The following is a 20,041-nucleotide window of genomic DNA, read 5'->3' on the forward strand; positions in this document are numbered from 1 at the left end:
CCCCGCCCATGCTGATCGAGCGGCGCCCGTCTGGCCGGCAGCGCTGGCGCGCGGTGTATCACCAGTTGCCGTTGCCGGCCAGCGCGAAAAAACTCCTGGCAGTCATCTACCGACGTGCACTGCTGCCCGCTGTGCGCGCACTGCGCGGCGTCCTGCAACCGATGGAAACCTTCGCCAGCCCATCGTCGGCGCCTCAGCCACAACAGGCCGGTCTGGCGGATTACATTATCTGGGGGGCTATCGATTGGGATTTGCGCCACCAGCGCCCGCAACAACTGGCCCAGGCGCTGAGCGCCACCGGGCGGCGGGTCATCTACGTCTCGGCCTCGTTGATACACGCCCCCCAGGCCGGCTTTGAACTCGAGTCGCTGGACCAGACCCAGCGGTTGTTCCAGGTCAAGCTGTTTGCCTGGGGTGCACCGCTTATCTACGCCGCAGCGCCTGACGCCGCACAGGTTCGGCAGCTGTGCCGCAGTATTGGCGAGGTACTCCTGTGGGCCGGCTCCGCCCGGGTGATTTCACTGGTGCAGCACCCTTTCTGGTGTGACATTGCCGGTGAATTACCCAACAGCCGATTGATCTACGATTGCATGGACCATCATCAAGGCTTCGGCGACAACGCCCCGGGTATCCTGCACCTGGAGCAACGGCTGGTGCGCAACGCCGACGTTCGGCTGTTCACCTCCGACTGGCTGGCCGAGCAATGGCCGGCCCAGGCCAATGAAACCCGCGCCATCCTGCGCAATGCCGCCGACTTTACCCGGTTCTGCACCCCACCTGCCTCGATCTACCGGGATCGCTTGCAACGCGTTGTGATTGGCTACTACGGCGCCATTGCACACTGGTTCGACCAGGCGCTCGTCGCCCGCATCGCCGAGGCGTTTCCACAGCATGTGGTGCTGCTGATCGGCGCCGATACGGTGGGCGCGCAGGCGCAATTGCGTGGCTATGCGAACATAGAATTCATCGGCGAAGTGCCCTATGCCACCCTGCCCTACTACCTGCATGGCTTCGATGTGTGCATTGTGCCGTTTCATATCACGGCACTGACGCTCGCCACCAACCCGGTCAAGGTCTACGAGTACCTGAGTGCCGGAAAACCGGTGGTCTCGGTCGACCTGCCAGAGATGCAACCATTCGGCTCCCTGGTGCAGGTTGGCCGCGACGGCCCGGCGTTCATTGCCGCGATCACGCGGGCATTGCTGCCAGCGACGACCGAACAGATTGCCCAGCGTCAGGCGTTCGCTGCCCGACAAACCTGGACACACCGCGCCGATGCGCTCATCACCCTGGCCGAACGCCGCGACCACGCGGCACGCATCAGCGTGATCGTCGTGACCTACAACAACCTGGCGCTGACGCGGGCGTGCCTGGACAGCCTCGAGCACGACAGCGAGGGGCCTGAACTGGAAATCATCGTGGTGGACAACGCGTCCAGTGACGGCACCGCTGAATTTCTCTCGCAATGGGCGGCCGACAGCGGCCAGACGATCGTACTCAACACCGACAACCGCGGTTTCGCCGCCGCGAACAACCAGGGCCTGGCGATCGCCAACGGTGAGTACCTGGTGCTGCTCAATAACGACACGCAGGTCACCAGCGGCTGGGCGAGTACCTTGCGCCGGCATTTACAACGCAATCCCGAGCTTGGCCTGATTGGCCCGGTGACCAACAACATCGGTAACCAGGCCAGGATCGACATCGACTACGCCGACCTCGCAGGCATGCCACAAGCGGCTCGGCGCTTTACCTGCCGCCACCTTGGCGAGGTGGTCCGGCTGCCGACCCTGGCGTTCTTCTGCGTGATGATGCCGCGCAGCACCTACACGCGAATCGGCCCGCTCGACGAAGTCTACGGCCGTGGTTTCTTCGAGGATGACGACTACTGCCGACGGGTCGAACACGCGGTCCTGGTGAACGCTTGCGCCCGCGATGTGTTTATCCATCACCAGCTTTCGGCATCGTTCGCGCTCATGAACCGGGATGAACGCCAAGCACTGTTCGAGCGCAACAAGGCGATCTATGAAGCCAAGTGGGGCCCGTGGGTGCCCCATGAACATGAGTAACTAAAGCTGGTCGTCTTGTGACAATAAAAATCCCCTGGGCGCGAAGCCAAGATCCCGGGCAGCCTCGGTATGCTCGAACACCAGGTCCTGGTTCATGCGCTGCGCCATCGCCGCCGACCAATGGCGGTAGCGCGGCAGCATTCGCAACAGCAACAGGGTCATCCGGAAGCCCCAGAGCGGCACTGTGAGTAAACGCGGGCGGCGGTTCTGCGCCGTGAATACGCGGGTGACCATCTCTCGATAGGGCAGCGTTTCTGCGCCGCTGAGGTTGTAGGCATGACGGCACACCTGGGGTGCCTGCAACGCACGCACGCAGGCGCTCGCCACATCCTCGGCATGCACGGGTTGACGCAGTCCCATCGCGCCGCCCAACAGCGGAAAAAAGCCGAAGCGGCGAATAAAACGCGCAATCTCGGTGATGTTTTTGTCGCGGCCGGGGTCGTAGATCAAGGTCGGGCGCAGGATGCACCAGTGCACCCCATGGTCCTGCGCCCATTGCTCAACACGTGCTTCGGCGTCGCCCAGCAGGCTGGCGAGACGCCGCTCTGCGGGGTCGACGGAGTGGCTTTTGCTAAAGCGACTGGTGGAAGACAGGGCCACGACTTTACGCGCGCCACAGGCCTGCAACAACCCAAAATGCTGCTGCAGCGCCCAAATCGGTGCCACACAGATCCAGTAGGGAATGGGCTCGGCATACTCGCTTACACCCGGTTCAGGAAGCTGTTGCCAACTGACCGTGTCACTGTCACCCCCGTACTGTGGCTGCCGGGAAAAAGCGACGACCTTAAACTGTTCGCGCGCAAGCACCGCAAGCAGACAGTGGCCTACCAGGCTGCTGGCTCCCAGCACACCGACCGTGACCTCAGACATACCCACGGATCTCATTCTGGTAAGCCAGGCTGCCGGCGCACGAGCCGCTGTCCACCACAATCACGTGTAGAACGCCTTCCCCGAGGGCCGACGCCACGCACTCGCCGATCAGCTTGCCGACGTTGTAGTTAACGACGCTTACGTCGCAGCTATGGATGAAGCGTGGCAGCATCAAAACGCGCCTCCCATGAGTGTTGCAATGCAAATGCACGGGCTTCGTTCGCATTGCGCTCACACTGCAAGGCGGCCTCGGCCAGCTCGGAAATATCGCTGTGCGAGTGACTGATAAAAACCCCGGGCAGCCCTGAACGGCCGTGCATCTCGCCGAAATCCGTCGAGATCACTGGCAATGCCAGGCCACGGTATTCGTAGTACTTGATCGGATCGACCGACGCGGTGAGCCGGGTCTTTTTGAAAGGAATCAAGCCCACATCGAACTCGGCCATGGCGGCCAACGCCGCGCCATGATTACCGGGGGGTAACAACACAACGTTGCTCGGCAAGCGCCCGGGCGCGTCGCCGAAGACCGGCCCCATCAAACGAATTTCATCGTTGGGCCTGGCTTCAGCCAAAGCCGCCACCCAGGCCCAGTCAAACCAGGTGGCCAAGGTACCCACGTAGCCAAAAATCTTTCGACTTGATGACGTCGGCGCCCACCTTACCGCTGAGATCGCCGACAAGTCCAGGCCGTTCAGCACCAGGCATACCTCATTGCGATAACGCCGCCACTGCGTATCAAGCGTCGAACTCGATGTCCATATGACGTCCACGCGCTGGGCAATCAGCCGCTCACGGTGCGCCAGGGCCCACCTCGAGAGGCCGGTATAAAACGCCGGAAAATCGTCCATCGCGTCATACAAGGACGAGCAGTGACGAAGCCGCTGCAACAACAGATATGCCAGGACCGAGGGCTTGCCGACCACGAGCAAGGCTGGGGAGGCGTGAGTGAATTGATCAATCCGCCTCAATGCATGCCGCCAGCAAAACCGGTTCACCCAGCCCGAGCCAGGTAGAGGTTCTATCGGTAGACCGCCAGGCTTGATCAGCGTGAGCCATGGCGGCGTGCCACTGGATGGACTGGGTTGCGCGCAGGGCGCAGCCGCCTTGAGATCGCTCCACCTGGGCAGCCGCGTGGGATAAGGATCAACCCAGAGCACCGACGCCCCTGTGCGGCTGTGCACCCAATCGACAAACTTGTGCGGCCGCTGGGCGAAGCTGTGCCAGGGCAACGGCGAGAGAAATACCAGGCGCGTCAAGAAAAGTGCTCGTGCAGAACCTTCACGATACGCCCGGCAGCCTGCCCATCGCCGTAGGGCGAAACACCTCGCACCATGCCACGGTAGGCCGATTCATCGTCAAGCAGGCGCTGTGCCTGCTCGATGATGCGTTCATAGTTGGCGCCCACCAGCTTGACGCTGCCCTGCGCCACCGCCTCAGGGCGCTCGGTTTCATCACGCATGACCAGCACCGGCTTACCCAGCGCCGGTGCCTCTTCCTGGACACCTCCTGAGTCGGTCAGGATGAAATACGCAGCTTTCATGGCGGCAATGAACGCCGCGTAACCCAGCGGCGCGCACAGCCTGAAGTTCGGCATGCCTGCCAGACACACCTGGGCGACGTCCTGGATCTTCGGGTTCGGGTGCACAGGGTAAAGAAACTGAACCTCAGGATTGTTCTCGGCAAGGGTGCGCAACGCTCGGCAGATGCCGAGAAACGGCGCGCCAAAATGCTCCCTACGATGGGCCGTCACCAGCACCAGGCGCTTGCTCGGATCCAGATCAAGGCCGATCTCCACCTCACTGGCGGCTGTCGCGAGCAGGGCATCGATCACCGTGTTGCCCGTGACGAAAACATCCGCACTGGCTACATCCTCTTTGAGCAGGTTTTGCCTGGCGCTTTGCGTCGGCGCAAAGTGCCAACGCACTAATTTACTGGTAATGATCCGGTTGGCTTCCTCGGGAAATGGATGCTGCAGATCCCACGTACGCAGGCCAGCTTCAATATGCCCCACCGGTATGCGCCGGTAAAAGCAGGCCAGGGCACAGGCCATCACGGTCGTGGTATCGCCTTGTACCAGAACAGCATCGGGCCGTTCTTCGAGGAGGACAACATCCAACTTGAGCAATAACTGCCCGGTGAGAGTGGCCAAGGCCTGATTGGGTCGCATGACGTCCAGGTCGATGTCGGGCTCAATGCCGAAAAACGCCAGGACCTGATCCAGCATACCGCGATGTTGTGCCGTGGCGACGACACGCACATCGGCCCAACGTTGTTGTTTCAAGGCCAGAATGACGGGAGCCATTTTGATAGCTTCGGGACGTGTCCCGACCACGCAAAGAATTTTTTTTACCGACACATCAAGCCTATTTCCCTATCCGATAAATGGCTGAAACGCTCAGGCGTTCAATGCCCACGCTCACGCACATTCCGCTGTGCTGTTTTGAGGCTGTGATGGTTTAAATGCGGACTGCCGGACATCGAGATGTGCCACGCCGAGACAGGTTCGTTCCGGCTTTCAACACCGATACCGCAGCATAGACACAGACTGCAATACTTGCTCGGCGGATGGACTAAAGGACGATCTGGTCCTGAGAAATTCCCGCAAATCTACGCGAGAGAATGAGCGCACCGGTTCATGCCTGATGCGGTTGCTCTGGAAATGACGTGACCGAGCTGTCGTTCGAGCCTGAAGACCGGCCAGATACAGTGCATAGCAGGCCAGCGCGGCTATCGGTTTTTTTGGCCGCGTATGTGAAAACGTCTGCTCAGGCCTGGCTGATATCCAGCAATCGAGGCATGGCAATCGCCAGATAGTCCTGCGTATCGAGCACCATCGACGCATCCAGCCGCCCCGCGTTGAAGGCTATTTCGGCGTAGCCTGTGGTCAAGGCCGGATCGACGATCAATTGAATCCGCTCATCGAAAACAAACGGAGGGATGGCGCCGATCCGACACCCGGTCAGTTCCATGGCGGTTTCGGCCTTCACCAGCTCGGCTTTTTTCCCGCCCAGGGCCGCTCCGACTTTCTTCATGTCCAGCTTCTGGTCGCCCGGCAGTATCACCAGCGCATAGGGGCCGGCCTGGCCCTTGAGGGCGCAAAGCATGGCCTTCGCGCCTTGGCCGGGCTCGGTGCCACGGATTTCGGCGACGCGCGCCGACTGGCCCTCGGCATCGTGCATCAACACCCGGTAAGAGGCTGAGCGGGCATCGAGTAATGCCACGAGGCGATCGAACATGGGATGCATGTAGTTTTCCTCTGGTTTACAGGAGGTCGTAGGACAGCTTGCTGATCAGAATCACCAGCAACACCAGGAATAGAGCCCGGACAAAGGGCACGCCTTTGTGAACCGCCAGCCAGGTGCCGGTGAGCGCGCCCAGGATGTTGAATGCCGCCATGGGGATTGCGATCAGGTAGAGCACGTTACCCGTCGGAATGAAGAATATCAGTGCCGCTACGTTGGTCGCGATGTTCACTAGCTTGGCCGATGCCGAGGCATGAAGAAAGTCGAAGGCGAAGCAGCGGATAAACAGGAAGATCAGGAAGCTGCCAGTGCCGGGACCGAACAGACCATCGTAGAAACCGATGGCGCCGCCTATGACGATCGCCAGCAGTTTTTCCTTGGTACCGATGCGCATGGGTTTGTGCAGGGCGCCGAAGTCTTTTTTCCAGAAGGTGTAGATCGCCATCAGCACAATCAACACCAGCACCGCCGGCCGGATCATCGACTGGGGCACGAACGACACGGTGGCGGCTCCGAAGAAGGCCATGACAAAGGCCGCGCAGGCGGCGGGGATCACAAGACCCCAGTCGATCACCACCTTGCGCACGAAGGACCGGGCCGCGAATGCGGTGCCGCAGGCGGCCGCGACCTTATTGGTCCCCAGCAGCGCCGCCGGTTGAGCGGTGGGTAGCACGTTGAACAGCGCGGGAATCTGGATCAGTCCGCCGCCGCCCACCGCCGCATCGATCAGGCCGGCGGCGAAGGCGAACACGCAAAGGATGACAATATCGACCATGAAATCAGGCTCTGACTATGTAGGGTTGATGAGGGTCCAGCGGCACCACGCGTGCAGGATCATTGACCCCGAAGACACGCAACATCCAGCGATCACGGCCGTCGTAGCGGGGGGTAAAACCATCCCGGGCATGCAGGGTTTGCTGGTTCTTGAAGATCAGCATGTCCCCCGGTTGCAGCATGATGTGGTGCACGACATCGGGATGATTGGCGGCGGCGGCAAACAGCTGGAGGGCAAACTGCGCAGGGGCGCAGGTCGCTTCGACACTCGCTTTGTTGTAGCGGCAATACAGGCCATCGGTTGCGCTTCTGTAGAGCAGGGGGACGTTTTCCAGCACATTCCCCTGTTTGCCGAAGGAGGCCGGTCGGCGAACGGTAAAGTTCGGTCGTGACAGTTCTTCTTCGACGTAGGCCGGCAGAATGGCCAGCACCTCGTCAATGGCGACGATGCGCGTCGGCACGTCGAGCTCGCAGCGCAGGCCGGTCAGGGACAGGTACTCCGGACAGGCCGACAACTGCGAGATGGGTTCGCAGGTCAAAGGCAGGTGAGGGTTGTCGACATGCATGTCCAGATCCGCCCGCGAGCCATAGGAGCTCTTTTCGGTCTCCCGCTTGCGCTTGGGCGATACGTGACGGAACACGGAGTCGGTGCTTTCACCCTCGTACGCCAGCGGACGGGTTTGCAGAGTGTGCAGCACGGACAAAATAGCCCCGGCCAGAATCGACAGGTTCTCGATACCCGGCTCCAGGTCATAGGGCGTGGCGGGCAGTTGCGGGTCCAGAGGCAGCCCCCTGACGATCATCGCCACGTCACGGGCCTGTGGAAAATTGCGCAGCTGTTGGATTTTCTCGGTGCCCAGGACACTTTCCAGCAACCGCCCCAGGACCGGCATGCGGCGGATACCCGAGGCGCTATCGGTCACGTCCAGCGACGCCAGCCCGGCCTGAAGTGTGCGTTGCTCTTCCAGCGACAGATGAATTTGCGGTATCTCCCGTCGGGTCGAAGTCACTGATTTTTTTTCCAGCCTTTCATGAATGACTTCATCAATACACGCTGCGGCTTTCCCGATTACTTCATCCAGCTTCGACACGTCCTTGCGCTCCTGTTTGCACCATCCTTGTGGGTTGAACGGGAAGGTTAACGGAAGGGCCTTTTTTGTGTTGCAATGCCGCGTTGTGAAAAATGCAATGAGGTGGAAAGTGGCATTGAATATGTTGGGGGAACTTGAAGCCTTCGCGACCGTGGCTCGCAAGCGCAGCTTCGTCGCCGCGGCACGGACGCTGGGGCGCTCCCCCAGCGCACTGACCCGTGCCGTTCAAGCCCTGGAGGAAAGTGTGGGGCTCAAGTTGTTCAATCGCTCGTCCAATGCCGTGAGCTTGACCGAAGCGGGCGAATGCTTATTGCCCCACGCGTACAAAATGCTCGATCTGCAACGTGAGGTGGATGAAGACCTGGCCGGTCTCAGCGGCCTGGCCTCCGGCTGGATCCGTTTTTCCGCCCCCGAGGTGCTCGGACACGGGGTATTGCCCCGGTTGATCGCGCAATACTGCGAGCGTTATCCAGACGTTAACATCGATGTGATTTTCACCGATGAGATCATCGACCCGGCCAAGAGCAAGCTGGACTTCTCGATTCGCGGTGCGTTTCCACAATCCAGCGACTTGATCGGCTTTGCGCTGTGGAGTTACTCACGTTACCTGTATGCCAGCCCCGGCTACCTGGAGCGCAACGGCATGCCCGACTCCATCGAGGCACTGGAGGCGCATTCGTTGATCCTGCATACGGCGCCGCGGATTCTCAAGGAGTGGAATTTTCGCAGTGAGGAGCAGGCCATCAGCTTTCGGGTTCATCCAAAATTTCGCTTCAGCTCCGGCCTGGCGGTATTCCAGGCAGCCCTGGCGGGCGTCGGGATCGCCCGCCTGGCGGATTGGATGGCGGAACCCGAAGTGGAAACTGGGCGCCTGCTCCGGGTGTGTCCTGAATACAAGCTCACCTCCAGCAGCGGTGAGAGCCCACAGATGCACGCGGTATACCCGGCCGGAAACTTGCCACTGCGGGTGAAGGCATTGATGGAGATGATCCGTGGCTTAGGTGAAAGCCTCGAATGTAAACGCGGCTCAGCACCTCTATGAAGTCGGCCCTCGAGTCGCTGTGAGGGGGATTCATTCAAGCATTCTGAATCGCCCCGGCACCATAGACATCTCCAGCCTGCCAGGCTACGTTCATTAATGAGGCGTCATGGGAGGAAGGTAAAGGGTGTAGGCGCTGACCTTAGACTCCTTGTTCAAACGCTATATTGGGCTCCACTCTAAGTGCTCCCGCGGGCAAGCAAAGCGTGTGTTACTCGGCGATTCAGCCATCCAACTTGGTCATGCCAAAATCACAATGTAAGTCACGGAGCAACTGAGTGACTGGCTCTCCCATCGAGCTCACACCCATGCAGTTGCAATCTTTCTGGAACGCCAGGCAAATCCCAGCACCATCAGCAGCCCTAGCCCCGCCACTGCCGCTCCAGCCAGGGAAATCGCCGGATAACCTAGCCCTGCATTGATCACCGCACCGCCCAGTGCCGCACCAATCGCATTGCCGAAGTTAAACGCACCGATGTTCACCGCCGAGGCCAGATTGGGCGCGTCCTTGGCAGCTTCCATGACGCGCATCTGTAGCGGCGGCACGAGGGCGAAACTGGCGATACCCCATATCAGAATGGCAACGGCCGCCGGCAGCGGCCAACGCATCAGTACCGTAAACGCCAGCAACACGAGAATCAGTACGCTCAGCGAAACGATCAGTGTGCGATCTATCGAGCGGTCGGCGGCCTTGCCGCCCCACATGTTGCCCAGTGTCAGGCCCACACCGAACAGAACCAGCATGGCGGTTATGTAGGCGGTGGACGCGTGGGTCTCGCTGCTAAGGATCGGCGCGATGTAGGTGAAGACGGTAAACATTGCGCCCGAACCGACTACCGTGAGGGCCAACGCGCCCAGCACCGGGCCACGGCCCAGTACACGAATTTCGGCCATTACACCAACGCCTGGCGGCGCCTTCAGGTTGGGCAGGGCGAACCATAACGCGGCCATGGCGACCACGCCGAGGCCGGTAATGCCCCAGAATGCAGTGCGCCAACCGAACATTTCGCCAAACCAGGCGGCCAGCGGCACACCGCCAATGGTCGCCAGGGTGAGGCCCATAAACATTGCCGCGACCGCTCCGGCACGTTTCTCAGGGGCGACCACGCTGGCAGCAACGATGGAGCCAACGCCAAAGAACGCACCGTGGTTCAGTGAGGTCACCACCCTGGCGATCATGAGGCTGTAGTAATCGGTCGCCAGGGCTGACATCAGATTACCCAGGGTGAAAATCGCCATGAGTCCGATCAGCAGAGAGCGCCGGGGAATCCTGCCGGTAGTCAGGGTCATCAGCGGCGCGCCGAGCAGTACACCCAGGGCGTAAGCACTGACCAACAAGCCCGCGGCGGGAATAGAAACACCGAGATCCGCAGCGATGCCCGGCAACATACCCATGGGGGCGAACTCGGTAACACCGATGCCAAAGGCACCTATGGCAAGTGCGACAAGTGGTGGATTGATACGCATGGAAGGCTCCTTATCTATGCCGCCAATGCTACGATCCAGCGTTTTAAGGCGGTAGATAGCATTTCTGGCAATCACCTATGCGTAAGGAGCACAAATGGACTTCAACGGCAGATCCGGTGACATGCTCGTGTTCGCCACCGTGGCGCAGGAAGGCAGCCTATCGGCTGCCGCGCGTGCATTAGGGCTCACACCCTCGGCGGTCAGTCGGATCATCGCGCGTACCGAACAGCGCCTTGGCACCCGGCTGCTGTTGCGCACCACCCGAGCGATCAGCTTCACTGCCGAGGGCGAGGCTTTCCTGCGCGGCGCCCGGCGTATCCTGGCCGATATGGCCGAGGTGGAAGGAGCCATCGCCGACCAGGGCGTACCCAGGGGCCGATTGCGGGTCAGTGCCGCCCTTGGCCACGGGCGGCTGGCCATCGTCCCCTTGGTGGCGGCATTCAGCGCCCGCCATCCGAACATCTTGGTCGACCTCACCCTCGGCGACGAAGTGGTCGATATTCTCGGCGGCCAGGCCGATGTGGCGGTACGTTTTGGCCATCTGCCGGACAGCCCGCTGACCGCGCGCAGGATCGGCGACACCGGCCAGGTAGTGGTGGCATCGCCCGAGTATCTGCAACGCCACGGCATCCCTCGCGAACCGGAAGACCTGCTACGGCATAACTGCCTGCGCTTCAACTTCCGGCGTGCCGAACCCAACTGGCCGTTCATCCGCGACGCAAGAGAGTTCTCCCTGAAGGTCTGCGGCAACATCGAATGCAGCAGTGGTGAAGCGCTGGCACAACTTGCGCGAGTAGGTGCGGGCATTGCGCGTATCGGCGAGTTCAGCGTGAGCGAGGATCTGCAGCGCGGTGACCTGATACCGCTGCTGGAAGCCTGGAACCCCGGCGACCGGGAACCGATTCATGCGGTGTTCGTAGGCGGCTCGGCAATGCCGGCGCGGGTGCGATTGTTCGTAGACTTCTTGCTGGAGCATCACCGGATGTAAGCGGTGGCGTCAGCTGATTGAACGGACCATTGGAATGGATCAGTGAGAGATTAGGAATGCTGGTGTGCGAAATGACCTCGGCGGCCCGGGTCTCGTTGTTCGCCAGGTTCCACCGGGCGCCTCATGCGATAGCGCATAGAACGACGACAGTGACGGCTGATTATCCAGATCGATGAGCAGGGTACGGATCCCTGCATCGGCGCAGAACGCGCCCAGATTGACGCCAACCGTAGTTTTACCCGGCCCGCCTTTGGTTGAAACGACCGCAGTGACTTTCATGATATTGACCTCGAAATCGTAGGATTTGAGATGCATTCCTGTGGGTTAGGCTGTGCGCTTTGATCCCCCCCGGAAAAATCCAATCGTCCGAAAATCCGTTGGCAAGGCAAGCGGCGGCATCCGGCCAAAAGCGGACATAACGTGAACCATTCTGTGCCAGTAACGTTGGGACTGAGGTAACCGTCCGGCAAAGTCACCTACCAAATCGATTTGAGTTAAACCTACGGGTGACAAAAACTAAACCCAATCACACCCCCAACTGGATATCAAACTCGCTCGCCAGACGCTTGCGGCCTTTGGCAGTGACTATCAATGCACGCGAATCCAGGGTATGTACGAGCCACTTGTCCCGCACCATATGGCCCAGCAACGCCGCGCCGAGGGTGCCGCCTACATGGGCGCAGCGCTGGCTCCAGTCGAGACAGGGAAAGGCAAACCGGCGCCGCGCCTGGGTGTCGGAAGTGAGATTCATGCCCATTTGGGTCAGGTGCTCAATGCCCTTGGGGGTCAGTCCATAGTCGCCCTGTTCTTGGCACATCCACTCGCCCACCAGCAAGGCATCGTGCAACATGACACCCACCTCCCCGGCCAAATGGTCGTAGCAGGTGCGGGCATGGCGCAGATGGCAGGGCGTGGAGGGTTTGAACGCCGGCACCTCGAATGAGGTAATGGACAACAGCCCTTCCAATGCCTTGGCGACATCGGCACTTGCGAGTTGGAAGTACCGATGCTTCCCTTGGGAAACCAACGTCACCAGCCCTTGCTCCAGCAGTTTCTGAAAATGGCTGGACGCCGTGGAAGGACTCTTCTGCGCGACTACAGCCAACTCGGTGGCTGTACGGGCCCGGCCATCTAGCAAGCAGCACAACATGCGCGCCCTGGCAGGATCGGCAATCGCCGAGGCGACATTGGCCAGGCGCAATTCCGATTGCTCAACATCCATTGTTCGATGCTCCTCGAAGTGAAACCGTCATCGCAAGCATAACCTACGAGCCAACATGGAGGAGATGGCGATGAAGAACACCCGTTTTTTTGGAAAAACTGTACTGACGTGTACGTTCATCCTGGCAGTGGTCGGCTGGGGCATAGGTTTTTACGGGCCACCCATTTACATGCAGGCCGTCATGGAACGCACCGGTTGGCCGATCGCCCAGGTATCGGCGGCCGTCACCCTTCACTTTCTCAGCGGCACACTGGTCATTGCCAACCTGCCACGGATTTATGCCCGCTTCGGAGTGCCTGCCATTACGGTGCTGGGCAGCATCGTGCTGGGAGTCGGGGTGAATATCTGGGCTCAGGCCAACCAGCTGTGGGTGCTGTACGCCGGCGCAATCTGCTCGGGCATCGGCTGGGTCACGCTGGGTGCCACCGCCGTGAATACGTTGATCGCTCCTTGGTATGTCAAAGAGCGGCCCAGGGCTCTGGGCAAGGCATACAACGGTGCCAGTATGGGCGGGGTAATCTTCTCACCCTTATGGGTGTTTTTGATTGAGCGTTTTGGCTTTGGTGCGGCGGCGCTGGTGATCACTATCACCGCAATGGCGCTGATGGGCAGCTTCGCCTTTCTGGTCTTCAACAAAACCCCGCAAAGCGTGGGCCAGCATCCCGACAACGAAGCACTGCCGGAACCCATCGCAACCAGCGCCATCGTCGCGCCCTGGACTGCCGCGCAGACCCTCAAGTCAGCGAAGTTCCGTACCCTGGCCGCCGGGATGTCGCTGGGGCTGTTCGCGCAGATCGGTTTGATCGCACACCTGTATTCGATCCTGGTGGGACGCATGGGCGCCCATAACGCCTCATTCGCAATGGGCCTTGCCACCGCCAGCGCAATGGGCGGTCGTTACCTCGCCGTACGGCTGATGACCCAGGGCATCGACCGTCGTCAACTGGCTTGCCTGGGCTACGCCATCCAGATGCTCGGGACGCTTATGCTGCTTGTCCTGGACAGTCACCCAGCAGTGGCCTGGATGGCGGTGCTGCTGATCGGTTCAGGCATCGGAAATGCCACCTCCTTGCCACCGCTGATCGCACAGACCGAGTTCAGCCGCGAACAAACCGCCAAGGTAATCGCGTTAATGGTGGCGATCAGTCAAGCCACCTATGCTTTTGCTCCGGCGTCCTTCGGCCTCATACGCTCAAACTTTTCAGATCCGGGCGATGCAATCATCGCCCTTGTGACCGCCGCAGCGGCTGCACAAATACTGGCGATCCTGTCATTTTATCTCGGTTCTACCGCGCGCCCATTCGGTAAAATCGCCTATTGATGCCATCCTTCGGCCAGGTACTTACGCTGCCTGGTTGCCCCTATCCTGCCCTGGACTTAGGCTCTGTATGAAATCCTTTGAAATATCGATTCCGGTAAAAATCAGCCGCCATAAACGCCAGGAGGCCACGATGGCAAAGCGGTATGAACGCCCTGATGCAGCCGCCGATATCTTCACTGAAACCCGCTGCAGCGGAAGCCCGCGAGCGGATGATCGCCTGATGCTCAACGGTGTCCTTTGGGTGCTTTGCTCGGGCGCAGACTGGCGTGACATGCCGGAGCGTTTCGGCCCTTGACTGAAGGAAAATCGCCGCATCATTACGCGCTTCGAAAGTAACCATCCAGCGAAGTCGCCTTCCCTATCCCGGCCAGTGCGGATGAACAACTGTCCGTCCAGGGTCTTTGCCCAGTTTTTCCGTCGTGCGCGACAGCGGCGGCGACTCGATGGGCAGTTTCTCCGTTGCGCGGCCAAAGAAGTTCTTCAGCCTCGGACAGAGAGCAACATAGGTATGGACGTTCTGTACCGATCACTCATTTCCTTTCAAAAGCGTCAATCCCTGTAAGTTGAGCGGATAGTGCCCAAAGGCGTTCGGCTTGTTCAGGGTCGGCGGCATAAGGCCGAACGCCGACAAAGGATGGTGGTTCGCTTGCATCCAGCGAAGCGATCTCACAGTCCTCACAATATAAGCCTCCCATGCCATTCAACTGTGGAGCTGTTGCGGCCCAAACTTGGGTTGCCGCACCTTGCTGCGTCGTCTTGAAAGTCGGATCGGCAAGGTGGCCGTTGACGTCCAGCCAGCCGGCGGCAATCATTTCATCCTGCACCAGATGACGCTGGAGCGGAGTGAGAATCTTGCCGGGGTGAAGGGAGAAAGCCCGGACACCCTCGTGTTGACCAAGCCGATCAAGGTGGACAGCAAACAATGCATTGGCCGTCTTCGACTGCCCATATGCCAACCACTTGTCGTAGCCCTGCGTAAATTGCACATCGTTCCAGCGGATACCCGATTGGTGATGCCCCGCCGATGACACTACTACCACCCTTGCTCGACCCTTGAGCGCAGGCCATAGCAAATTCACGAGGGCGTAGTGCCCCAGATGATTGGTGGCGAACTGTGCCTCCCAACCCGCCCCTACACGGGTTTCCGGGCAAGCCATGATTCCCGCGCTGCCGATCAGGATGTCGATGTGTCGGTCGCTTGCCAAGAAACGCAGTGCGAAGTCATGCACGCTGGCCAGGTCGGAAAGATCAAGTCGCTCGACTTCCACATTGGGGATTCCGTTAGTCTTTGCGCGAGCAGCTTCAACATCACGTGCTGCAACAACGACACGCGCGCCCGCATTGGCCAGTGCTCTTGTCGTCTCCAGGCCCAGGCCGGAATGCCCCCCGGTGACAATGGCGGTGGTGTTGGATAGATCGCACCCTTCAAGTACCTCTGCTGCGGTGGTTACCGCTCCGTAACCCGAGTGGATAGGAGCCTGTTTGCTGGTCATGGCGTGTCCTTGTGAATCTGACATGGAATAGGGGCAAAACCCATGGCCACCATTGTCTAGACTAGACTTGGGACTGTGAATGCAACAAAGTCCAATTATCTGTCGAGATCGTCCTGCACACCTTATGGATCCCCTTTCCGAAACCCTCTCTCTTCTAAATACTCATAGCTCCTTTTTTGCAGGTCTGAAGGCTGGTGGAGATTGGGCCATCGATTTTCCACCACCCGACGGCATCAAGTTCAATGCAATCGTTGAAGGGACTTGTTGGCTAATGGTGGAAGGCGTGGAGCAACCTATCCGATTGACGGCCGGAGACTGCTTTCTTTTGCCACGCAAGCGGGCGTTTTCACTCCGCAGCGACTTGTCATTTCCGGCCATGCACTCGGATGCGATTTATCGCCATGCCGTCAATGGCATCGCCAGTTGTGGGACAGCCGATGAGTTTTTCCTGATCGGGGGACGTTTTGACTTCGGTGAGGAGGCTCGCCTTCTATTTGACGGATTGCCTCCCGTCGCCATCATCAAAAGTGGTTCGGATCAAGCTTGTGTGCTGAATTGGGCCTTGCAGCGTATTGCTCATGAACTTACCAATCCGGCTCTTGGTAACTCGATTGTGGCTCAGCATCTCGGCCACATCATGCTAGTGCAGGTTCTACGAATGTATTTGATCCAAGAAGGAAATACCGCACCGAGCTGGTTGCTTGCTATATCTGATCCACGTATCGGGGCAACCATTCAAGCCATTCATGCCGATCCGGCGCGTTCTTGGTCAGTAGAGAACCTTGCCAAAATCGCGGGTGTTTCTCGCTCGACCTTCGCTTTGCGATTCAAGCAAAAATCTGGTGTCGCCCCTTTAGAGTACGTCTTGCGCTGGCGCATGCAATTAGCGACGAGATTGTTGAAAACAAACCGCACTACCATTTCGTCCATAGCACAAAAGCTGGGCTATGACTCCGACAGTGCTTTTAGCCACGCTTTCAAGCGCATTATGACGTGTTCACCTCGTGAATACAGAGAGAGAGTGGCCCCCTATCCCAGCAGGAGGGCTGATCTTCAGTAGGCTGACGAGGTACATATTTTGATAAGTCAGTCAGGCAAAAAAAGCCTGCATCGCTGCAGGCTTTTCCCTATCTGGCTCCACGACCTGGACTCGAACCAGGGATCCAATGATTAACAGTCATTTGCTAGCTGTTAGTCGCAACGGTGCCACTGAAGAACGTGGTGGATATATAGGGTTACTGCATAGCGTGCGCTGTATGAGCTCAGCACGCCACGAAAGTTAGTCGTGTTGGATTAGCTTGTCAAAGCGTGGCAAAGCAATGACTTGTAGGAAAAGGAGGCGGCCGCAGTCAGCTACCGGATCACCTACAATGCGTGTCTGAGCGGTTCGACCTCCAGATGGCGTTAGTTCGAAGTTGTGGCAATTCGTAGCTACAGTACTAAAGGACAGACTATATTTAAAATTACTAAACCACCAAAGAATGGAATCGTGAGCTGACCTCGTTTGCTGACGCCCTATCCAGCAGCCTTCCCTACCTATAAGGACAGAAGAAAGTCCTTCCAACCGCGTAAAGCCCGTTCAAAGTCATCCAAGCTTATAGTTATTGAGAAGTCCTCATCATAAAGTGAATAAATTTTAACTCCACCTTTCGAAATATGGGTTGCCCAGGCATCGCGGGCCCATTCAGTGGAGACCTCATCCTCTCGCCTCACTGCTCTCAATCTATTCAGGCCCTCGTCTAGCCAAGGAATAGTTTCGACAAAAGGTCCCCCTCCATCGTCGATCAATAGGCAAGCAAGAATATCTACATCATCAGGCCCCAACCCATCCGTGCTACACCAAGGTATTGCGACCCCAGTTGATTCTTCCAAAAAAAACTGAATACTCATCTTACTCCTTACATCAATGGATATAAGGTCGGCTTTAAGACTCACCAACCTCATCTTGACTCCACTAAAACCGGCTACAACTCAAAAACCCATGACTATTTTCTTTAACTTTGACCACAGAAGGCAGCGAACCAGCACACACTTAACTACGAGATAGCCAAATAGTAAAAACGTTGCCTGCCCCCACCACTCACTAAAAACACCACACCCCCACTCTAGTTGACTAGCGGACAGGATTATTTATTGCACTAGCGCTAGCGCTAGCACTAACCCAAAACCCAAAATCATATATTCCACGCACAAAATCTTCGTGCAACCGCCATTGACCAATGTCACTGAAGATGCTTGCATTTTATAACTGATAGACCTTGAGCAAGCACCTCAAACCCCGTACCACCATAGTCTTTCAGACCATATTTAACACCCTTAAGTTGATCAGCCGAGACATCATCCATTTCAATTTCGCTCAAGTAAAAGTTCCCACACACTTCAGGATTTTTTTAGCAGTGAACCCCCGTAAACCCTAAAACAACTTCAAACGCCGACTGTTCAGACTCATAAAGCATCTCAAGGTCAACTTTATAAGTATCAATTATTTGCCCGCCATTTTCACGCTGCACGCTGAGTCCCAACACAAGACTTAGATTATAAAAATCAAAATCAAAATCAGAAATAATGAAAAGCGTTTTCAACGCCTTCAAAACTTTTTTCAAGTGCTCGCATATTTTCTTCCTTAGTAATAAGGATGCACGCCAGGTCTCGTGCCCTTAACGCTCTGATTCCTGTCCACATCTCGCACATGATGGTGAGGATTTGGATGAGCAAATAGGAGAAAATAGGGGCCAGACCAACACTCTCATTTTTAAATGAGTAACTCTGCTGGGCTTTATAAAAACGTGGTCTGCCCCCGATTTCTCACCCCGATTGCTCCACGGCTCGATAGCTCGTTTTTAACCGGATGGTTATTTACTTTTCTGAGCGACCATAAGTGCTCGATCAATCATATCGGAAGTAACGTAAGGCACAAATCCCATCCTATCACCCATCTCAAAACTCTTCTTATACTCATCTAAACGCCCAGTATCACCAGCCATTGCTAGTGCAGCCAAATGTCGGATTGGCATTGCACCTTTAACATCTGTTGGCAGCGCTCTATAAACCCTCAACCCCTCGTCAATATTTTGAGAGCGAGCCCAGGAGATAGCCTTATCAGACAACCTAATAATATCATCACTAGAAAAATTCGAAAATTTCTCCGGAGCTTCATTACTAACTATAATTGGAGCATTGCTACTGCCGTCACCAATTATGAAAGAAACAGCCTCAGAAAATTCTTTGGTCGAAATGGAAGGCATAAGCGAAACTCGAAAATGGTCCGAGCGCTTACCTACAGATGGGATAACCTGAAGTTGAGCCTCTCCGACAGCGGCGAGGCAAAAATAATCACCAACTTCATCCTTGTTACAAACCCAGCCCTGCTCCTTCAAGATGGAAACAATATCTTTTTCTTTCATTATTTGGCACCAGGAAAATTCATAATCTCAATGGGAATTCCGTTAGGATACCCTTGTTCCTTTAACAGCACACCCGACTTCAGGCCAAAGCTTTCAGCCACTTTGCCCCTAGAAATTGAATTCCCATTTTTTATTTGAGGGGAAATCTCGGACTGACGAATACTTATGTCCGCACTCCCTATCTTAACCTCAATAATCCTAATGCAAATAGGGTGCAAAAACACCGGCGCAAGGCCGGTGTAGAAAGTGTCAGATCAAGTGAAACTTCTACAACTCACCAAACTTCATGGGTCTCGGCTCTGTAATTCTTTTCAATACGCTCAACAAGCAATGGCGCGCTGATAATTCCTCTTGTGGAATGCTTCAGCTCTTCCGAGCTAATCTTTCTCTCCAGCCGAAGTGCTTCGCTTCCATTCCACAGCCAAATAGAGCCTCCCGGCCCGCCATTCCTGGAGCGGAACGTAGGAAACATTTGTAACCTTTCGGGAACGGGAACATTTGCCACAACGGATAGAAACCCTTGATTTACCGCACTTTGAACAACAAAGAATGCGGAAAATTGTGGCTCACCATCAACAACAACTGAAAAATCTTTTGGGTGTTCATTATGAAATCCGGGAAAAATAGGAATTAAAAAACCAAATTCCGGATGCTTATGAGTAATTTGCGCATATGCGACACCCTGCGAGGTTAACACCTGCAAAATGTCGCCCAGCTTTATCTTCTTAGCCATTTAAAACCCTTCATATCCAGCTTTTTTCAGCAGCTCAGCGCCGCGAATCAAACCCTGCTCATACTTAGTCGGTTTTTTGACATACGATATAGGGCTGATCATATTAATTAACGTGCCGCCATCTTTACCAAGGCCATGGTAATCGATCAGTGTTTGCTCGACTGCCCGTGCGTCAGCACGTGAAAGGTTCTGTAAACCCTCTATTCTGTCAATCGTGATGCCTTTTTCTATGAGGTGAGCTTGACCGCGCTTAACTATGTCGTCGGTTATTCCAACATAACGAGTCACGCCATCAACAACGCAGCTATAAACACAGGTCTTTCCGCCTATA

22 protein-coding genes, 1 tRNA gene and 1 pseudogene are annotated in these 20,041 nt (G+C 57.0%); 6 read left to right on the forward strand and 18 right to left on the reverse strand.

Features of this window, described 5'->3' with window-relative positions; genetic code table 11:
- The first annotated feature begins 8 nt into the window (after nt 1-8).
- Nucleotides 9-2,066, forward strand: coding sequence for a glycosyltransferase (locus BB029_RS19600; RefSeq protein WP_065940461.1), 2,058 nt, complete (start codon nt 9-11; stop codon nt 2,064-2,066).
- On the opposite strand, the gene BB029_RS19605 is transcribed toward BB029_RS19600, so the two are convergent.
- The 7 genes from BB029_RS19605 to BB029_RS19635 all read right to left on the reverse strand — a co-directional run bounded on the left by BB029_RS19605 (nt 2,067) and on the right by BB029_RS19635 (nt 7,962).
- Nucleotides 2,067-2,936 carry an NAD(P)-dependent oxidoreductase gene (locus BB029_RS19605; protein WP_065940462.1) on the reverse strand — a complete coding sequence of 290 codons (870 nt, stop codon included), beginning with the start codon at nt 2,934-2,936 and terminating at the stop codon, nt 2,067-2,069.
- Nucleotides 2,929-3,108 carry a glycosyltransferase gene (locus BB029_RS19610; protein ID WP_065940463.1) on the reverse strand — a complete coding sequence of 60 codons (180 nt, stop codon included), beginning with the start codon at nt 3,106-3,108 and terminating at the stop codon, nt 2,929-2,931. The genes BB029_RS19605 and BB029_RS19610 overlap by 8 nt, the downstream gene beginning before the upstream one ends.
- A complete protein-coding gene (locus tag BB029_RS19615; protein ID WP_065940464.1) occupies nt 3,086-4,192 on the reverse strand; it encodes a glycosyl transferase in 1,107 nt (368 codons plus the stop codon). Before BB029_RS19615 ends, BB029_RS19610 begins: the two co-directional genes overlap by 23 nt.
- Nucleotides 4,189-5,292 (reverse strand): non-hydrolyzing UDP-N-acetylglucosamine 2-epimerase, encoded by a 1,104-nt coding sequence (wecB, locus tag BB029_RS19620; RefSeq protein ID WP_256558401.1) that lies wholly within the window; start codon nt 5,290-5,292, stop codon nt 4,189-4,191. Before wecB ends, BB029_RS19615 begins: the two co-directional genes overlap by 4 nt.
- A 409-nt stretch (nt 5,293-5,701) precedes the next feature.
- Nucleotides 5,702-6,181 carry a YbaK/prolyl-tRNA synthetase associated domain-containing protein gene (locus BB029_RS19625; protein ID WP_027603983.1) on the reverse strand — a complete coding sequence of 160 codons (480 nt, stop codon included), beginning with the start codon at nt 6,179-6,181 and terminating at the stop codon, nt 5,702-5,704.
- 16 nt (nt 6,182-6,197) lie between these two features.
- A complete protein-coding gene (locus BB029_RS19630; protein WP_065940466.1) occupies nt 6,198-6,953 on the reverse strand; it encodes a TSUP family transporter in 756 nt (251 codons plus the stop codon).
- Between the two features lie 4 nt (nt 6,954-6,957).
- Nucleotides 6,958-7,962: a TauD/TfdA family dioxygenase gene (locus tag BB029_RS19635; RefSeq protein ID WP_256558402.1), complete on the reverse strand. Its 1,005-nt coding sequence runs from the start codon at nt 7,960-7,962 to the stop codon at nt 6,958-6,960.
- A gap of 190 nt (nt 7,963-8,152) precedes the next feature.
- On the opposite strand from BB029_RS19635, the gene BB029_RS19640 reads away from it, so the two are divergent.
- Nucleotides 8,153-9,085: a LysR family transcriptional regulator gene (locus BB029_RS19640; protein ID WP_027603980.1), complete on the forward strand. Its 933-nt coding sequence runs from the start codon at nt 8,153-8,155 to the stop codon at nt 9,083-9,085.
- Nucleotides 9,086-9,382: 297 nt separating this feature from the next.
- Here the strand turns inward: BB029_RS19640 and BB029_RS19645 are convergent, their stop codons facing one another.
- Nucleotides 9,383-10,549: an MFS transporter gene (locus BB029_RS19645; protein WP_065940468.1), complete on the reverse strand. Its 1,167-nt coding sequence runs from the start codon at nt 10,547-10,549 to the stop codon at nt 9,383-9,385.
- Between the two features lie 94 nt (nt 10,550-10,643).
- On the opposite strand from BB029_RS19645, the gene BB029_RS19650 reads away from it, so the two are divergent.
- Nucleotides 10,644-11,537, forward strand: coding sequence for a LysR family transcriptional regulator (locus tag BB029_RS19650; RefSeq protein WP_065940469.1), 894 nt, complete (start codon nt 10,644-10,646; stop codon nt 11,535-11,537).
- A gap of 39 nt (nt 11,538-11,576) precedes the next feature.
- On the opposite strand, the gene BB029_RS32355 is transcribed toward BB029_RS19650, so the two are convergent.
- Both BB029_RS32355 and BB029_RS19655 read right to left on the reverse strand, forming a co-directional pair.
- Nucleotides 11,577-11,852, reverse strand: a complete 276-nt coding sequence (locus tag BB029_RS32355; protein WP_371914627.1) for a ParA family protein — start codon at nt 11,850-11,852, stop codon at nt 11,577-11,579.
- A 211-nt stretch (nt 11,853-12,063) separates the two neighbouring features.
- A complete protein-coding gene (locus BB029_RS19655; protein ID WP_065940470.1) occupies nt 12,064-12,759 on the reverse strand; it encodes a helix-turn-helix transcriptional regulator in 696 nt (231 codons plus the stop codon).
- A gap of 70 nt (nt 12,760-12,829) precedes the next feature.
- Between BB029_RS19655 and BB029_RS19660 the strand changes: the two genes are divergently transcribed.
- Nucleotides 12,830-14,080, forward strand: coding sequence for an MFS transporter (locus tag BB029_RS19660; protein ID WP_065940471.1), 1,251 nt, complete (start codon nt 12,830-12,832; stop codon nt 14,078-14,080).
- Nucleotides 14,081-14,210: 130 nt separating this feature from the next.
- A pseudogene (locus BB029_RS19665) lies at nt 14,211-14,372 on the forward strand (transposase); the annotation flags it as partial.
- Nucleotides 14,373-14,610: 238 nt separating this feature from the next.
- On the opposite strand, the gene BB029_RS19670 reads toward BB029_RS19665, so the two are convergent.
- Nucleotides 14,611-15,573: an SDR family NAD(P)-dependent oxidoreductase gene (locus BB029_RS19670; RefSeq protein WP_065940472.1), complete on the reverse strand. Its 963-nt coding sequence runs from the start codon at nt 15,571-15,573 to the stop codon at nt 14,611-14,613.
- 124 nt (nt 15,574-15,697) lie between these two features.
- Here BB029_RS19670 and BB029_RS19675 point away from each other — a divergent pair, with 124 nt between their 5' ends.
- Nucleotides 15,698-16,633, forward strand: a complete 936-nt coding sequence (locus BB029_RS19675; RefSeq protein ID WP_065940473.1) for an AraC family transcriptional regulator — start codon at nt 15,698-15,700, stop codon at nt 16,631-16,633.
- 72 nt (nt 16,634-16,705) lie between these two features.
- On the opposite strand, the gene BB029_RS19680 is transcribed toward BB029_RS19675, so the two are convergent.
- From BB029_RS19680 to BB029_RS19700, 7 genes are all read right to left on the reverse strand, one after another.
- A tRNA-Asn gene (locus tag BB029_RS19680) sits at nt 16,706-16,799 on the reverse strand.
- A gap of 310 nt (nt 16,800-17,109) precedes the next feature.
- The gene (locus tag BB029_RS19685) at nt 17,110-17,463 is read right to left on the reverse strand and encodes a hypothetical protein (protein WP_256558403.1); all 354 of its coding nucleotides are present in this window, start codon (nt 17,461-17,463) and stop codon (nt 17,110-17,112) included.
- A gap of 332 nt (nt 17,464-17,795) precedes the next feature.
- The gene (locus tag BB029_RS33845) at nt 17,796-17,933 is read right to left on the reverse strand and encodes a hypothetical protein (RefSeq protein WP_256558404.1); all 138 of its coding nucleotides are present in this window, start codon (nt 17,931-17,933) and stop codon (nt 17,796-17,798) included.
- A 30-nt stretch (nt 17,934-17,963) separates the two neighbouring features.
- Nucleotides 17,964-18,176, reverse strand: a complete 213-nt coding sequence (locus BB029_RS33850; protein WP_065940474.1) for a hypothetical protein — start codon at nt 18,174-18,176, stop codon at nt 17,964-17,966.
- A 249-nt stretch (nt 18,177-18,425) separates the two neighbouring features.
- Complete coding sequence (locus tag BB029_RS19695; RefSeq protein WP_065940475.1) at nt 18,426-18,977, reverse strand: hypothetical protein; 552 nt, start codon at nt 18,975-18,977, stop codon at nt 18,426-18,428.
- Between the two features lie 274 nt (nt 18,978-19,251).
- On the reverse strand, nt 19,252-19,710 hold the full coding sequence (locus BB029_RS32365) for a hypothetical protein (protein WP_083236459.1): 459 nt from the start codon (nt 19,708-19,710) through the stop codon (nt 19,252-19,254).
- Nucleotides 19,711-19,998 (reverse strand): hypothetical protein, encoded by a 288-nt coding sequence (locus tag BB029_RS19700; RefSeq protein ID WP_065940476.1) that lies wholly within the window; start codon nt 19,996-19,998, stop codon nt 19,711-19,713.
- Between the last annotated feature and the right edge of the window lie 43 nt (nt 19,999-20,041).

Origin of the sequence: Pseudomonas sp. S3E12, assembly GCF_001702295.1 — a bacterium.
Taxonomy (GTDB): Bacteria; Pseudomonadota; Gammaproteobacteria; order Pseudomonadales; family Pseudomonadaceae; genus Aquipseudomonas; species Aquipseudomonas marginalis.

Coding starts and splice junctions, on each gene's coding strand:
- BB029_RS19600 (WP_065940461.1), top strand. CDS start 9: ATGCTGATCGAGCGGCGCCCGTCTGGCCGGCAGCGCTGGCGCGCGGTG.
- BB029_RS19650 (WP_065940469.1), top strand. CDS start 10,644: ATGGACTTCAACGGCAGATCCGGTGACATGCTCGTGTTCGCCACCGTG.
- BB029_RS19695 (WP_065940475.1), bottom strand. CDS start 18,977: ATGAAAGAAAAAGATATTGTTTCCATCTTGAAGGAGCAGGGCTGGGTT.
- BB029_RS19645 (WP_065940468.1), bottom strand. CDS start 10,549: ATGCGTATCAATCCACCACTTGTCGCACTTGCCATAGGTGCCTTTGGC.
- BB029_RS19675 (WP_065940473.1), top strand. CDS start 15,698: ATGGATCCCCTTTCCGAAACCCTCTCTCTTCTAAATACTCATAGCTCC.
- BB029_RS19685 (WP_256558403.1), bottom strand. CDS start 17,463: ATGAGTATTCAGTTTTTTTTGGAAGAATCAACTGGGGTCGCAATACCT.
- BB029_RS19630 (WP_065940466.1), bottom strand. CDS start 6,953: ATGGTCGATATTGTCATCCTTTGCGTGTTCGCCTTCGCCGCCGGCCTG.
- BB029_RS32365 (WP_083236459.1), bottom strand. CDS start 19,710: ATGGCTAAGAAGATAAAGCTGGGCGACATTTTGCAGGTGTTAACCTCG.
- BB029_RS19625 (WP_027603983.1), bottom strand. CDS start 6,181: ATGCATCCCATGTTCGATCGCCTCGTGGCATTACTCGATGCCCGCTCA.
- BB029_RS19660 (WP_065940471.1), top strand. CDS start 12,830: ATGAAGAACACCCGTTTTTTTGGAAAAACTGTACTGACGTGTACGTTC.
- BB029_RS19655 (WP_065940470.1), bottom strand. CDS start 12,759: ATGGATGTTGAGCAATCGGAATTGCGCCTGGCCAATGTCGCCTCGGCG.
- BB029_RS19605 (WP_065940462.1), bottom strand. CDS start 2,936: ATGTCTGAGGTCACGGTCGGTGTGCTGGGAGCCAGCAGCCTGGTAGGC.
- BB029_RS32355 (WP_371914627.1), bottom strand. CDS start 11,852: ATGCATCTCAAATCCTACGATTTCGAGGTCAATATCATGAAAGTCACT.
- BB029_RS19610 (WP_065940463.1), bottom strand. CDS start 3,108: ATGCTGCCACGCTTCATCCATAGCTGCGACGTAAGCGTCGTTAACTAC.
- BB029_RS19670 (WP_065940472.1), bottom strand. CDS start 15,573: ATGACCAGCAAACAGGCTCCTATCCACTCGGGTTACGGAGCGGTAACC.